The organism is Microbulbifer maximicatervae (SeqCode) (assembly GCF_052467325.1).
In genome coordinates this window covers 1,830,864-1,846,241 of record NZ_CP174310.1, presented here as the reverse complement: position 1 = coordinate 1,846,241, position 15,378 = coordinate 1,830,864, and the positions used below count along the sequence as shown (strand labels likewise).

General features: G+C 44.4%; 13 protein-coding genes. 5 read left to right on the top strand and 8 right to left on the bottom strand.

Going from position 1 to position 15,378, the window contains the following annotated elements:
• Positions 1-51: 51 nt before the first annotated feature.
• A complete protein-coding gene (locus ACJJIE_RS08345) occupies positions 52-867 on the top strand; it encodes a DUF817 domain-containing protein (RefSeq protein ID WP_444894274.1) in 816 nt (271 codons plus the stop codon).
• 27 nt (positions 868-894) lie between these two features.
• On the opposite strand, the gene ACJJIE_RS08340 is transcribed toward ACJJIE_RS08345, so the two are convergent.
• On the bottom strand, positions 895-1,965 hold the full coding sequence (locus ACJJIE_RS08340) for an alkene reductase (protein WP_444894273.1): 1,071 nt from the start codon (positions 1,963-1,965) through the stop codon (positions 895-897).
• 96 nt (positions 1,966-2,061) lie between these two features.
• Between ACJJIE_RS08340 and ACJJIE_RS08335 the strand changes: the two genes are divergently transcribed.
• The 3 genes from ACJJIE_RS08335 (at position 2,062) to ACJJIE_RS08325 (ending at position 3,954) form a co-directional block, all read left to right on the top strand.
• A complete protein-coding gene (locus ACJJIE_RS08335) occupies positions 2,062-3,033 on the top strand; it encodes a LysR family transcriptional regulator (protein WP_444894272.1) in 972 nt (323 codons plus the stop codon).
• A gap of 375 nt (positions 3,034-3,408) precedes the next feature.
• Positions 3,409-3,567 (top strand): VOC family protein, encoded by a 159-nt coding sequence (locus tag ACJJIE_RS08330; RefSeq protein ID WP_444894271.1) that lies wholly within the window; start codon positions 3,409-3,411, stop codon positions 3,565-3,567.
• A 6-nt stretch (positions 3,568-3,573) separates the two neighbouring features.
• Positions 3,574-3,954: a RidA family protein gene (locus tag ACJJIE_RS08325; RefSeq protein WP_444894270.1), complete on the top strand. Its 381-nt coding sequence runs from the start codon at positions 3,574-3,576 to the stop codon at positions 3,952-3,954.
• A 117-nt stretch (positions 3,955-4,071) separates the two neighbouring features.
• Here the strand turns inward: ACJJIE_RS08325 and ACJJIE_RS08320 are convergent, their stop codons facing one another.
• Positions 4,072-5,034 carry a right-handed parallel beta-helix repeat-containing protein gene (locus ACJJIE_RS08320; RefSeq protein ID WP_444894269.1) on the bottom strand — a complete coding sequence of 321 codons (963 nt, stop codon included), beginning with the start codon at positions 5,032-5,034 and terminating at the stop codon, positions 4,072-4,074.
• 329 nt (positions 5,035-5,363) lie between these two features.
• Positions 5,364-6,314 (bottom strand): right-handed parallel beta-helix repeat-containing protein, encoded by a 951-nt coding sequence (locus tag ACJJIE_RS08315; protein WP_444894268.1) that lies wholly within the window; start codon positions 6,312-6,314, stop codon positions 5,364-5,366.
• 910 nt (positions 6,315-7,224) lie between these two features.
• Between ACJJIE_RS08315 and ACJJIE_RS08310 the strand changes: the two genes are divergently transcribed.
• Entirely contained in the window at positions 7,225-9,441 is a 2,217-nt protein-coding gene (locus tag ACJJIE_RS08310; RefSeq protein ID WP_444894267.1) for a M3 family metallopeptidase, read from the top strand.
• 321 nt (positions 9,442-9,762) lie between these two features.
• Here the strand turns inward: ACJJIE_RS08310 and ACJJIE_RS08305 are convergent, their stop codons facing one another.
• From ACJJIE_RS08305 to ACJJIE_RS08285, 5 genes are all read right to left on the bottom strand, one after another.
• Complete coding sequence (locus ACJJIE_RS08305; RefSeq protein WP_444894266.1) at positions 9,763-10,374, bottom strand: hypothetical protein; 612 nt, start codon at positions 10,372-10,374, stop codon at positions 9,763-9,765.
• Positions 10,375-10,623: 249 nt separating this feature from the next.
• Positions 10,624-11,085, bottom strand: a complete 462-nt coding sequence (locus ACJJIE_RS08300; protein ID WP_444894265.1) for a GNAT family N-acetyltransferase — start codon at positions 11,083-11,085, stop codon at positions 10,624-10,626.
• A 209-nt stretch (positions 11,086-11,294) separates the two neighbouring features.
• The gene (locus ACJJIE_RS08295) at positions 11,295-12,947 is read right to left on the bottom strand and encodes an amidohydrolase (RefSeq protein ID WP_444894264.1); all 1,653 of its coding nucleotides are present in this window, start codon (positions 12,945-12,947) and stop codon (positions 11,295-11,297) included.
• 459 nt (positions 12,948-13,406) lie between these two features.
• The gene (locus ACJJIE_RS08290; RefSeq protein WP_282933338.1) at positions 13,407-13,808 is read right to left on the bottom strand and encodes a hypothetical protein; all 402 of its coding nucleotides are present in this window, start codon (positions 13,806-13,808) and stop codon (positions 13,407-13,409) included.
• A 1,173-nt stretch (positions 13,809-14,981) separates the two neighbouring features.
• Positions 14,982-15,350, bottom strand: a complete 369-nt coding sequence (locus ACJJIE_RS08285; RefSeq protein WP_353057047.1) for a DUF805 domain-containing protein — start codon at positions 15,348-15,350, stop codon at positions 14,982-14,984.
• Positions 15,351-15,378: the final 28 nt, after the last annotated feature.

The following is a 15,378-nucleotide window of genomic DNA, read 5'->3' as shown; positions in this document are numbered from 1 at the left end:
GCCACAGAAATTTTCCTCTAGGTGTTGTTTGCAGTGTTATCAAGTGTGGATTTGAAACGATATATTCGTGAGTTCTGGTTGTTTGGCTTGAGGCAGGCTTATGCCTGTATTTTTGGTGGCTTCTTGCTGGGAATCATGATTGTCACCAACTATTGGTATCCACTGGAATCGATTCACCGGTATGACTTTATCTTTTTGGCTGCTATAGCCTTTCAGGTCTTTCTTCTAGCTACAAAACTGGAAACATTCAGGGAGTCAATAGTTATTGTCGTATTTCATGTCGTTGCGACCGTCATGGAGATCTTTAAGACCTCCGATGCTATTGGCTCATGGAGTTACCCGGAAGAGTACTTCTTTGGGATTGGTAATGTGCCACTGTTTACAGGGTTCATGTATAGCGCAGTGGGCAGTTACATTGCTCGAGTGTGGCGAATTTTTGAATTTGAATATTCTCACTATCCATCGAAATTACTGACAGTTGTTCTGGTTGTGTTTATCTATGTCAACTTCTTTACACATCACTATATCTGGGATTTCCGCTGGGCATTACTAGCGGGAACAGCGTTAATGTTTTATCGAACCAATATTTACTTTAAGGTCGTTGAAAAGCATCGCTCTATGCCGCTTCTTTTGGGGTGGTTGCTGGTAGCACTGTTTATTTGGTTTGCTGAAAACATTGCTACTTTTGCAAATATATGGATTTACCCTAATCAATCCCACGAATGGCAAATGGTATCCCTGGCGAAGCTCAGCTCATGGTACTTGTTAATGTTGCTAAGTTTTGTGTTGGTCTCATTGATAAGTAATATAAAGATCCGACCTGTGGCGGTAGCCAATCTGAGTGAGGAGGGTAGGTCGCCTGCTTAAGGCGACCTATCTGCAAATACGAAGAGGTCAGGACATCGTGGGATAATTGGTATAACCGTTTGCACCGCCTTGGTAGAAAGTGCTCGGGTCTGCTTCATTCAAGCTGGCCCCTGCTTTAAATCGCTCAAGTAGATCCGGGTTGGCCAGGAATGGAACACCAAAGGCCACTGCATCCACCTGTTGCTGACCAATGGCCTCATTGGCCTCATCTCGCCCGTAACCCATATTACCGATTAAGTTGCCCTTGTACTGGTCCCTGGCGGGGGTCAATACATCTCCAAGTTGCTCGCCTAGAAAGTCCGCTCGCATCAGGTGCCAGTAGGCCAGATTAAATTTATTGAGTTTGTTGGCGAGCCAGCGGGTATGTCCCACGGGATCGCTGTCTTTCATGCTATTAAATCCGTTTAGGGGGGATGTTCTTAATCCGACCTTGCCCGAGTCCCAAACCCCGATGACGGCATCCAGAACTTCGAAGAGTAGGCGTGCACGATTCTCCAATGTCCCACCGTATTCATCTGTTCTTAAGTTTGAGCCATCCCGCAGGAAAGTGTCCAAAAGGTAGCCGTTAGCACCGTGAACCTCAACTCCATCGAAGCCGGCGTCTCTTGCATTGACTGCCCCTTGCTTGAAAGCCGCAACAATTTCTGGGATCTCTTGGGTTTCAAGGGACCTTGGGGTGGTGTAAGGTTTTTTTCCATTCGGTGTGTGGACCACATCATCAATGGCTATTGGGCTTGCAGCTACTGCGGTTGTGTCATTGTTCAAATCAGGGTGACTAGCCGGTCCACCGTGCCACAGTTGTAAGAATATCTTGCCGCCTTTTGCGTGAACCGCGTCAGTGACCCTTCGCCAGCCTTCAACTTGCTCCTGGGAATAGATGCCGGGCTCATGGATAAAGGCTGAAGTACCTTCGGTAACCATTGTGGCTTCGGCAATAATCAGGCCGGCACCCGCCCTCTGTGCATAGTACTCAGCCATTAAAGGGGTAGGTACATGGTTTTCAGCTCTTGCGCGGGTCAGGGGGGCCATCACCGCACGGTTAGTTAGTTTTACATCACCTAATTGAATGCTTGAAAACAAGTCTTGTGTCGCAGTCATCTTGTTCACCTAAAATGTTGTCGCTAAATGCAGTTGTCTATCGATGGCGCACAGACTATTCTCTTGGGTGATTTGAAACAATAAGGCATTTGGAAATTGATTGTTCGCGATTTGGAAACTATAGACTTCCGAACTTTATCTATCTTTGTGACCACTTGCAGACTGATGAGTCTGACTAACTGCGCTGAAGAGCTGGGATTACCCAAATCTACAGTGAGTAAGGCCATATCGAAGTTGGAAGAACAGTTACAGGCCAAGCTGTTGGAGCGATCTACCAGGAAAATTGAGATTACTGATGCAGGTAAAGTCACTCTGCGTCGCGCTTCTCTACTGGTAGAGGAGTTCAAGTCCTTACGTGAAGATGTGCGGGAAATAGAGCAGCAGGTGCAGGGCCTTTTGCGTATTTCAGCACCTCCAGCCATGGGAAGTTATTTGGCCCAGTATATCCTTCCCCCATTTTTGCAGCAGTGGCCTAAAGCCCAGGTATCCCTGGAGCTCTCCAACGCTTTTGATGACCTTTTTATTCAGGGGATAGACCTGGCAATTCGTGTTGGGCAAATTGCAGATGACCGCTTGGTAGCAAAAGAGGTTGGGTATACGACCCAGGTATTGGTTGCAAGCCCACACTATTTAAGGGAGCACGGGATACCTGAATCACCAAAAGACCTTCGTCAGCACAATTGTATTACTGCTGGCGTGGCCCAGGAGTCTGCCATTTGGAGTTTGGTATCCGAAAGTTCAACAGAATCAGTCGAGGTGCGCAGTAATTTTCATTGTGATAACCCGGAAATGGCTAAAAGAGCTGCCGCAGGGGGAGTGGGTATCGCTCAAATTCCTGTCAATAGCATGATCTGTGAGTTGGAGAGACAGGAGTTGATTCGTATCTTTCCAGACTGGCATGCGATCTATATGCCTATCTATTTGGTCTATCGGACTGGAGTCAACAAGCCAAAGCGAGTCTCGGCTTTATTGGACTATTTATTGAGCATCAAGGAGCGTTTTGAGTTCGGCCCAGATCACCAGTTATGCCAATATAAGGAGTGTCCACTTGGAGCTGGGAAAAAATAGGGGTTGAACTGCGCTGCTTTAAAAGTTGCATCATCTCCGGCGCAGAAAGTCTTGTAGTTTCCTGAGTTGATTAAATGTAAATACTATTTAGGTGTTTGCTTTCGTTTGGTCTTCGAGACAGCACTTGGATTTTTACTGAGGAAAAATAAAGCATGATCTCTCACATCACACTTGGTGCTAATGATCTATACCGGGCAAGCCAGTTTTATTCGCAAGTTTTCGAGATTTTTTCCTGCTGAAGAGGTCTATCGCTCTGATTCAGTAATATTTTGGGAGTTTAAGGGCTCTCTGACAAAGCTGGCAATTACTGTGCCGTACGATAGGCAGGCCGCAAGCTTTGGTAGTGGCACTATGCTGGCCCTGGATGTTGGAAGTATGAAAAACATTGATAAAATTTACTCCCTAGCCCTTAAGCTCGGGGGAGTGTCAGAAGATAATCCGGGTTATAGAGATTCAGGCTCTTTTTCCGGTGCATATTTTAGGGGGTTGGATGGGAATAAAATTGCCATATTTACACGTAAGATTTCAGGGTAGATTGAAATGAGAAAGTTGGTGAGTTCTGGCTCATATCTTGAAGAACCCATAGGTTTTTCCAGGGCCTGCAGAATAGGAAATCAAATTGCCGTTTCTGGCACGGCACCTTTATTGGATGGAAAATCGGCCTATATTGGTGATGTTCGTGGTCAGACGAAGCTTTGTCTGGATATTGCCGTTACTGCGCTGAAGGAGGCTGGTGGAAACCTGCCTGACGTGATACGAACGCGTATAATGTTGGTTGATATTAGGTGCTGGGAGGAAGCCGCGAGAGCGCATGGAGAATTTTTCTCGGATATTCGACCTGCATGCACTTTTGTGGAGGTAAAAGGATTTATTGATCCCGACTGGCTGGTGGAGGTCGAGATGGATGCGATTGTCTTATAGATTTCTTGATCTGACTGACCGCACTACTTATTAGGTAATTTCAGTTTCCATGATGCCCTGATAGGGCTACTACTCTTAAATACTAAAAGCAATAACCCTTTCGTGTTTGTCAGCAATTCAATCAAGACAGTTTGGGTAGGTACTCCCGGCGATGTTCCCTGACCAAAGATTATTGTTAATGCTACAGTCTTCGGCTTCGAATAGATCAAAAAGGTCGAATATTCCATTGCCAGTTGTAGTGTTAAAAACTATGCTATTACCGATAACATCAATTCCGGCAACATAAATCCCGTAGGCACCATTGTTGCTGCTGGTATTTTGGCTAAGGCCATTGTTAGACGCTAAGCTCTGCAATAAAATTCCAGATGATCCATTACCAGTTACTGTATTATTTGAAACAGTGCATGAGCTACCCCCAATGACAATGCCTGTACTGTCATTATTCAAAATAGTGTTGGATACAAAAATATTGTAGTTTCCGTATAGCTCGACTCCATCACTATCCGAGCCGGTTATGGTGTTTTCTATTATCGTGTTGGAAACTCCAAATATCTCCATGCCTTCATCACCGGAGGACTCAATAGAATTTTGAGAAATATAATTATAATTTCCATTGATGTCGATGCCATCGTCTGAATCACTCCCGTCTCCCACTGTATAGTTGCCAATTACAGCATTGCTATTACTGCTCACGACAATGGCGTCATCTAGTGGGAAAAATATGTTGATACCGTATACGGTATGAAATCCTCCATCTGAAAGAACAATCGCATCGTTACAGCCATTTATTGTTCCTGTGGACAGTTCACCGGATGAACCCGTAAGAGCTATGCCATTTGACTGATCCAGCCCCGAGCAGGTCAGTGTGAATCCTGCCATATAAAGACTGCCACCGGGCCCCTGAATGGTTAGGGCTGCACTGTTGGGGTCGTCGATTGAGCAGGTTAGATCCTCTGTAAGTGTGGCTGGTTCTGTAATAATGTCGCCACATTCTATGGCACTAATATTTGATGACAATGAGATCCCTAAAAGTATTAGGGTTGCGTATAGAGTTTTTGGGTAATTAATGGGGTGCAACATGTTTAACTCCTTTTAACAGATTTAGCAATTGTAGATAGTTTCAGTTGGATGCGCTTGCGAGGGTAAATTTAGGTGTCTGTATCTTTTAACGTGATGAATGGAAAATGTATTTTCTAGGTGTATGGTGGTTTTTAATTAGGCGCTTTTGGAGTGGTAGGGTTGTGTATATTTGAGGGGGCTGGTTTTAATTCGGGGATGCAGTATGACAATAAAAAGCGATTCTCCTTTTTAATAGAGAATCGCTTTCAAGTTCAAAGCGTGGTTGACAGGGAAGTTAACTATCTAGCACTTTTTGAATTCTTTGCCTTTTATTTCATCCAGGGCTTAATTCAATCCAAGCAGGATGGGTCAGACGTGGTAAATGTATTGTTTTGCCAGGTATTACTGTCAGTACAGTCAGGGTCAAGTGGATCAAATAAGTCGTAGGTTTGGCCCTGTGATACGTTACCAGAAATAGTATTGTTGGTGGGCTCATCATCCAAGATGAATATCCCATTAGTGCCATTGTTAACGACATTATTATTGGAGATACTATTACTGTCGCCTTGATCTAGATTGATTCCCCCTTCCTCATTATCAGAAACATTATTTAGCGAGATAGTACCGTTGTCGCTATCAATTTCAATGCCACTACTGCCATTGTAAGCGGTAATGTTATTCGTCACATGCGCAAAGATGCCATCAATCTCTATGCCGTCATTATCAGAGTAGTAAACTTCGTTAGATGTCACCGTGTTGTAATCTCCTCCAACCTCAATACCTTCGTCACCGGCAAACTCAATGATATTGCTGTTGACGAGATTGTTATTCCCCTGAATATCAATACCTTCATCGGAGTCTGTGCCATCGCCAACAATATGCATATTGCTAACTACGTTGGAGTCACTTTCGACATAAACAGCATCATCACCAAAGTCCGTGATAGTGACACCAGTGACATAATGGTTGCCGTTTCCTCCAAGAGTCACGGCATCTCCGCAACTGATTACACTCCCCCCGGTAAGTCGGGCACCACTCCCGAGTAAAATAATACCAGTGCCAAATTCATTGGTAGAGCAAGTCAGGCTGTAATCGCCCATTGTTAAGCTACCAGATGGCCCTTCTATTGCTATGGCGACAGAAAATTCATCAGCAATAGTGCATGTTAAATCACTGTCGAGAGTAGTAGGTGTAGTTATTACATCACCGCAGCTAACAGTCTGAGCCTGTGAGCCTGTGGTAATACCCATTGCCAACACTGCTATAGCTGCGCTTAGAGGTAAACCGGATTTCTTCTGCATGAGTCTGTCCTTAACTTTTAATCAGTTGAACGAGTGATTTAATAGAGTAAAAAAACCAGATTTCCGGGTTTGTTATTTGTGCTTGAAAAAGAGCACCTGCGTTTCGTTTAAATATTGCCCGATTTGTCTCGGTTAGATAAATATTGTTTTGAAGTTTCTATAGTATTTTTTAATGAGAATAATTATAAAAAATCGCATAAAATGCGTAAAAGTATTCCTGCGACTGCAAGTGTTATTGTAAAGTTCGCTGATGTATATGAAAAATTTTTTAATGCGGTATTTGGTTGTCGTTAAATAGCTTTTGCTAAGGGAAACTATTTTAAATAATTATGGGTTTCACATTGGAATGATATTTTTCGAAAGATAAAAGTTTCTGCTAATTATAAATAGAAATAGGATTTCTTAAGTTCATTTAAATCTGTCGGCCATGTTTGTGCTGGTTTTTAAATCGGGGTAGATCTAAATGCCAGCTACTGCATTGAGCAAAACCTGGTTTTCAATCTGAGCAATCATGTGCCCATGATGCTTATGTACTAATAGGTGCGAGATAACAATCTTTAAAAATACACAATGGAAAAGATGTGGCGCTTGTTACGATTCTCTGTTGAGGGGTTGTTTGGGCGAGACTTAAGGTGCATCTTGATGATAGGAAGAATTACCTATGACCCGGTAAAAGCTCTAGGTCGAAACTGTTATTGTGGCCGTATCAGGGTTGCAATCGAGAGGAAGCTGTATGGGGAGTTATTTCGCTCAGACTCTATAGTCAAATTTTTAGGAAGTTATCGCGTATTTCTTTCACTTTGCCGCAGTCATGGCTGAGAATGGCGGTAGTATTGGCGGGCATAGGCCAACTGGGGTTAAACTCCCGCTCTTAAAACTATTACAAAGCTCTATCTTAGAGGAGATACCAATGCGTCAAACAATGATCGCACTATCCGTGGCCGCAGCTCTTGCGGTAGTGGGCGGTTGTGGTGAAAAGGCACAAAAGGCTGAGGTGGTCAAAGATACCGTGAATGCGGAGAAGTCCATGGCTGTTAGTCCTGAGCACGCCAGCAATATGCTTTTGGCGGAGTGGACAGGCCCTTTTGGTGGTGTTCCTGCGTTTGACAAGATGAATCTTGAAGATCTCAAGCCCGCGATTGAAAAGGGAATAGAGATGAACCTGGCAGAGCTGGACGCCATTGCGGCAGACCCTGCTGAACCGACCTTTGCCAATACCTTTGTGCCGATGGAGCGCAGTGGAGCTGAGTTGGGCCGCGCATCTTCTTACTACGGAATTTGGGCTGGGAACATGTCTTCCCCTGAATTCCGCAATGTCCAACGCGAATTGGCACCTCTTTGGGCTGATTTTGAGTCCAAGATTTACCAAAACAAGGCTCTCTTTAAGCGTATCAAATCTATCTATGACCAGCGTGAGTCTATGGATTTGGACGCGGAGCAAAAACGTGTTGTTGAGCTGGTATATACCCAGTTCGCAACGAACGGCGCTACCCTGGAAGGGGAAAAGAAAGAGCGCTATGCAGAGATCAATAAGCGCCTGGCAGAGCTTTACACGAAGTTCTCCAATAACGTTCTCGCAGATGAGGAAGGCTACGATATCTTCCTGACCAAAGACCAGTTGGGCGGTCTCCCGGATTCCTTTGTTGCCGCAGCGGCTGCGCTGGCGGAAGAGAAGGGAGAAAAAGGTAAGTATGCTATTACCAATACTCGCTCTTCCATGGACCCCTTCCTGACTTACTCAGACAATCGCGAGCTACGTAAGCAGGTTTGGACCAACTACTACAGCCGGGGTGACAACGGTGATGAGCACGATAACAACGCTATCATCGCTGAAATCCTGAAGCTGCGCGATGAGCGCGTTGGCCTGCAAGGCTTCGACAATTACGCCCAGTGGCGCTTGCGTGACCGTATGGCCAAATCGCCAGAGCGTGCCATGGACTTAATGGAAGCGGTATGGCCAGCTGCAGTGGCTCGCGTAAAAGAAGAAGTGGCTGATATGCAGGCTGTGGCTGATGCCGAGAAAGCCAATATCACTATTGAGCCATGGGATTATCGCTACTACGCGGAAAAAGTTCGCAAGGCCAAATACGACCTGAACTCTGATGAAGTGAAGCAGTACCTGCAGCTCGATAACCTGCGTGAAGCTATGTTCTATGTAGCTGGCGAGCTATTCAACTTTGAGTTCACTCCAGTGAAGGAAGGCACGGTGCCGGTATTCCATGAAGACGTTAAGGTCTGGGAAGTTACCGACAAGACCAGTGGTGACCATATCGGCCTCTGGTACCTGGACCCATTTGCCCGTTCAGGTAAGCGCTCTGGGGCCTGGGCAACCATGTACCGCGACCACTCAACTTTTGATGGCAAGAAGAATGTTCTTTCTTCCAATAACTCCAACTTTATCAAGGGGGCTCCGGGTGAGCCTGTATTAGTAAGCTGGGATGACGCTGAGACCTTCTTCCATGAGTTTGGCCATGCGCTGCACTTCCTCGCCTCCAATGTAACCTACCCGACCCTGAACAGTGGTGTGCGTGACTACACCGAGTTCCAGTCCCAGTTGCTGGAGCGTTGGTTGTCTACCGATGCAGTTATCGATAACTATTTGGTGCACTATAAGACCGGTGAGCCAATTCCGGCAGACTTAGTGAAAAAGATCAAGAAAGCAGCCAAGTTCAACTCAGGATTTGCCACTACGGAGTACCTGGCATCTGCACTGGTGGATATGAAGTTCCACACCGCTGATCCTGAAGGTATTGATCCAGACAAATTTGAGCGTGAAACCCTGAAAAAGCTGGGTATGCCGGATGAACTGGTTATGCGTCACCGCTCCCCTCACTTTGGCCATATCTTCTCCGGTGAAGGCTACGCAGCTAGCTATTACGGCTACATGTGGGCTGACGTACTGACTTCGGATGCTTCTGAGGCATTCGCCGAGTCCAATGGCGGCTTCTACGATAAGGACGTAGCGGCGAGACTGGTGAAATACTTATTCGCCCCTCGCAACGCCCTGGACCCGGCAGATGCCTATCGCTCTTTCCGTGGTCGCGATGCCAATATCGAAGCGTTAATGCGCGATCGAGGCTTCCCGATCCCTGAAAAGAAAGCGAGCACGGTAGCTGTTAAGGACTAATTAGCAATAGTCCCCGTGACGAAAAAGCCGCATCATTCGATGCGGTTTTTTTTTGATTTAACTTTGTCTGTGAGTGTTTCAGCTGGTTTCTTATTTCACCCTCTGTGAAGTTTTTTTGCTTGTTTCGCCACAGTCGCTAATTAATTTAGCTGGAAACATAATTATTTTGAATATATTCCCGATGTTTAACTTTATTAATGGCTTTCAGATTTGAAGGATTTCTTTATAAGAGTTAGTGCGTAGCTGGTACTAAAATAAGCTTTGGGATACAGGCAGGATCTGATGACAAAGGTTAACTGTGGGCTGAAAATAAGCCATTGTTTAGCCAACCCGAAATCTCAACACTGTTTTCAATTTTTCCGGTACAACCTTCCTGGTATCAGAAAGAGAAATTTCCTTGTGTACCTTGGATAGGCGATTTAAGCCCTGATCTTTAGTAAAGGCTTCCATTTTCTCAAAGCTAATTGGCTCATCTTCAAATCTCCCTAAATGGAGCATTTGTACACACTTTTCCTCTGAAATAGTTTCAAAGTTAACTTGATTCAGCAGTGGATTTGTTTTTTTGTTTTTAACGTAGTTAAGTATTTCCTTGAATAAAGGTAGTTTGACAAAATCAGGTTGACGTATCATCAGCTTATAGACGAAATCCTCCTTCTTGATCTCCCCAGAATAACTCTCCTTAGCTTTATTATTGATATCCCAAACTCCCTCTAATGGGTAAACTGTGAAATCAAAGTATCCACTCGGCTTCTCATCCATTTTTTTTGGGAAGCATTTTGATGGCATAAGCCAAGGAATATAGGGCGCCGATACGGCTCGTAAACGCCTCTTCGGCGGGGCTTCCTTCCCCATGAATAGTGATGTAATTGAGTTTTGGGGCCTCAATAACTTCAGGTTGAGTTTTAGGGATGTAGAGAGATTTTTCTTCGCCATTCATGCTTTACTGACATAGTAGTTCCCTAGGTTTTGTTATATTATTTTACTGTTTTTATATACAGTATTTAAGGTGGATGATTAATTGTTGATATTTGGTTGGTCAAGTTAGATTAGTCGAAAGGATTTTTGCCACTTAGAGTCGATTAGCTTTTCGATGACTTTGAGCTTGGCGCGCTGAGTGATACTTGAGCGATGATTAAAAGGTGCGAGTCTGCCATTCTGGGTAGGGACTGAGTGTTGACAGTTTTATTGGCGCCTAGTTGTAATATCTAGTGAAAGTCGCAACATATCTTTGTGTTGAACCCCGTCTTCGACAATGGGCTGATCATAATTGTGTAAAAAATAATCTTTGTTGACAGATTCTACCCTGAATCCATGGCGCTGATAAAAAGTTAACTGATAGCCAAAAGTACCGGTTCCCAGCTCTACCCTGTGAATCCCTTTGGAGCTGAGCTCTGAAAGAGAGAACTTTAAAAGTTTTGAGCCAATCCCTTGCTGTCGCATTTCAGGGGACACTGAAATATTAAAAATCTCAGCGATTGCTGTGTCGATTTCTTTTACTACGCAAATACCTTCCACGGTACCTGCATCAATTGCTGCGAAGCACCATGACTCGGGTAAATAAGTGTCTATTTTCTTTTTAGAGGGGTCTGCTTCAAGCAAAAGATATAAGGGAGCATCACTTACGGGTATTTGGATGTATTTCATAGCGCGCTCGATACTGTTTCTACTAGTGACATTAGCCCTTGTGCGCTTTATTCATAAATTTATCTAGTATGCACAAAAAATAGTATAGAAATACTGTAATACAAGTCTATTCACGAAATAGTGAGGGTAGTTGGCGTTTATATGGGATACTGCCTTTCGGCAGTATCCATAGGCTTGAGATTCTGAGGAAATTGATGCTCAGTATCTGGCTATAGGGATTTACGGTAAACTTGTTCTCCCTCAATCCAGGTCTCTAGAACCTGTACTTTCCAGATCTCTTGAGGATCTATGGTAAAAATATCCTTGTCCAGCAAAATAAAATCGGCGAATTTTCCGGCTTCAAGGTTGCCGATGACTGTTTCCTGATGGCTGGCATAGGCTGCATCCAGTGTAAAAGCGCGCAGAGCTTGTTCCAGAGTCATGGTTTCTTCTACGCGCCATCCTTTACTGGGGTTACCCTGGCGATCGCGACGAGTAACGGCGGCGTGTAATCCAAAAAGGGGGTTCGCGGGTTCTACAGGGAAGTCGGAGCCTGCGGCTATAGGGGTGCCTTGTTCCAGTAGTGTCTGCCAGGCGTAGGCGCCGATCAGGCGTTCATTCCCCAGGCGGTCGCTGGCCATATTCTTATCGCTGGTAGCGTGAGTGGGTTGCATAGACGCAATCAGGTTGAGCCGGGCGAAGCGCGGAATATCTTCCACCTCAATAACCTGGGCGTGCTCCACTCGATGACGATGGCTAGCCTGGCTCTCTGCCTTGTTTAGGGTTTCCAAATGGTTCAGTACGATATGGTTAGCCCTGTCGCCGATCGCATGTACGTTAACCTGGAAGTTATTGTCGGTAGCTAGCTTGAGCAAAGTCAACATTTTGTCTTCCGGGTAGAGCAGCAGCCCCTTTTCCTGAGGGCGGTCGTGGTAGGGCTCCAGCAGGGCTGCGCCTCGGCTGCCAAGTGCGCCATCGGCGGAAAGTTTGATGCTGCGCAGATACAGGCGGTCTGATGGCTCGCCAATATGTCCCGCCCGCAGTAATTGAGCATAGTTGTGGCTCTCTACTGAAAGCATAGGGTAAATACGTAAAGGAATGGCCTTCCTTTCGGCTAATTCCTGATAGGCGTGGAGGGTCTGCTCATTGATGCCAGCATCATGGACACTGGTCAACCCCAGAGAGAGAGCGGTGGAAAAAGCTTTTTGTAAGCTACTTTTTTGTTGGGCCAAAGTGGGTGCGGGTATCGCCTTATGCATCAGGCTCATGGCGTTATCGATCAATATGCCTATCGGTTTGCCGTCCTTATCCCGCAAAATCTCGCCTCCCTCTGGCGATTGGGTATCCTTGTCAATCCCTGCTAGCTCTAAAGCTTTGCTATTAGCCCAGCCTGCGTGTCCATCGACCCTGCGTAACCAGATTGGCTGGTCTATTTGCAATTCATCGAGATGCCTGCGGGTTGGAAAAGATTTGTCGGGCCAGGTAACCTGATTCCAGCCGCGGCCCGCCAGCCACTCATTGGGTCCCAGGTTTTTTGAGTACTGTTTAATTGCTGACAATGACTCCGCGAGAGAGTGATCTCGTAAATCTAATTCTCCAGTGAGCTGCCCAAGGCCCAACATATGTCCATGGGCATCAATTAAGCCAGGTAATAGTGTCTTGCCTTGGGCATCTATTTTTTTTGCACTGGGGTACTTATTATATAGCTCAGCTATTTCGCCGGTTTCTAATACCTTACCTTGCTCGAAGGCTATAGCGTTAAACTGGATAAGATCGCTATCCGTAGTATGGTAGCCGGAAATGTTATGGATAAGTGTTGTAGCCGTAGAACTACTAGAGTTGACGGTAAGAAGTAGTGAAACCAGAATCTGGGCAATCCGCATAATGGGGTGTCCTGTTATTTTCCTACCTGCCATTCTATGGTGACTGAGCGACCAATGGGAAGAGGTGTTCAGGATGAATGTATTTGCAAGAATATCGAGCGAGAATAACTAGATTAAGCTGGGTAGAGGCAGGGAAGAAATAGTTGTGGTGGTTTGAGGTAGTTAAAAAATTGAATAACTTTGATTAGTTTGCCTTCCAAATTATTTCTATATGTATGTAATTTTATTTTCTTTTCATAATTAAGCTGGAGTTTCGTGTTTGTACTTGTCGGGTGTAAATATAAATTCCTGATCGAAACAAATATGAATTATTGGTTTTGAGGGAAAGTGACACAGCTTTCTCCAGGCAAATAGTATGAGCTAGCTGCTTAGGAAGCGCCGCCAGATACTAAAGTGGCGTTCCTCTCTCGTGTTAAGCATGCATTAATACTTGTGACAATATTTTTATATAGTAATGCTTTAGTGAGTACTTGGAGGTTTCCCACTTGCTTTTATGTTTGCCACTTGTCTTATTCCCAGGCCAAATCTTTTGGCTACGGTTGACCTGGACTCCCCTCCTTGCAGTGCATGTAAAATCTCACGATTACGCTCTTGGATGTCGATCTGCCTTGAAGTTGGTAAGGTAAGATAAGTACCACCATAGGCGACGCTAAGGATCTGTAGTGACTTGATTGGCAATATGTCAATAAGTTTGCTTCTTGTTGGGTATTTGGGGATATAGACATCTTGCCCCCCAAATGTGGAAATAAGAATGAACATATCTGCATAGCCAATCAGTTCGATAAGTTCTTGCATCAGATCTGGTAACTTCTTGTGATCAATCTCCGCATTGTGCAAGCGGTTATGGTTCTCTTGCTTCATACCGTCGTCCTTGTCAGATAAAGCTATTAACGAGGGTACGATTAACTATATCTTGTGGCGTAGAGTGAAACGTTTCCCTGTGTATTGAGATGCATACTTGTGAAGTTTGTAAATAAAAAGGAATTTTTCCCTATACACCTTTTGGCAGTATTAGTTTCTCGGGATTGTACCGAATGAGCACTGAAACTGGCCGTTTTTATCGGTGTTAAAGTCATTATTGATGTATTAATTTTTCTAAGAAGATGTGTTAGCAAGCCCCTTTTTCTAAAGGGGGAGGCGGGGATATGTATTTCTAAGGCCGCTGGATTTTAAATTTCAAAAAAGAGGTTTGCAAGTTAATAGTTTTCCGGGTAACTCTTGGTAAGGTTGGTGATTTGTCCAGTTGCGCTGAATTAATACATGGTAATATTGGTGATTGCATTGTTAGGTAAAGGCTCTCGCCATTGTAGTGCTACTGAATGCTTACCTCATGGTCCTAGGGGTAATTAGCTGCAGCAACAGATTTTGTTGCGCTGTAGAGCTAGAGTCATTAGGTTATATTCTACGGAATTTAAGATGGGTGCATAATTAATGATAAACTGGAGTGTGAGATTGGCACCTTTTTAAGCGGGGGAATACATGGTAATGCCTGATATTTTATTTAAACTCCTTTAGTCATAAAGTTGCCAGCCTAAGCTGATCTTGTATCCAAAGTGTTCTTAAGTTGGAAAATCCATAGTGATTAACAATAAGATCAGAGCGGAAGTATTTATTCTCAAAGCTATCTATATAGTTTAAACGCCGATAAACTTTGCACTGGAAGATAAAAAGGTGAGGCGTAAGAGTATGGATTAGCGTATTTTTTCAAGTTGATAGCACTTTTTAGTTCTGTAGTAATTGTAGGGTTTTATATCTCCACTTTAAAGATGGTTCTATTTTTTGTGTTTAACTTTTATTCTTGTGTTGCTGGTGTCCTCCTTGTCGTATTTTCTGTGAAAGATTGTCGTGATTCCTTTGAGAGGGGGTAGTCGGAAGTTTTCTTACGGGCTTGGTTGTAGTGTGTTTGTATTTCTTAATGTGAAATATATATTGGCTAATTAGTTTCCCGTGTGAATTTCTACTTTCATGAGATGCTCGATAGCTTAGATTATTTGTATCGATTTGATAGTGGAAAATTCCTTGTGGTTTAGTGATCTATTTGTATTTTGGTGGGTTGATTTCGTCAGGAGCGAGAAGCAATTCTGCAAGAACCCATATTGCCCCAATTCCCGGAAGTGCGACTAGCAGCATGCGGCGTGGGAGTCCTGAGCGCTGAAGGCGTTTACTGCATACTGTAAACGTGGCCCAGGCTATAGATGTTTGAAGCGGAATAAAGATAGCTGCGAACACTATTTCAGCAGCCCTCCAACTGTAATTGCTATAGTTAAAACCACCGAACTCCAAAACGAGACCTAAGGTCAATTGTATATAGACTACTGGGAGTATAAAAAATAGCCAAAACTGCTTCCGGGTTACGTTCCCCTCAAAACTGAAGTAAAACTGTAAAAAACTTGGCCTTTTCATAGGGCTTCTTTCCATTTGGGGTTGTGAG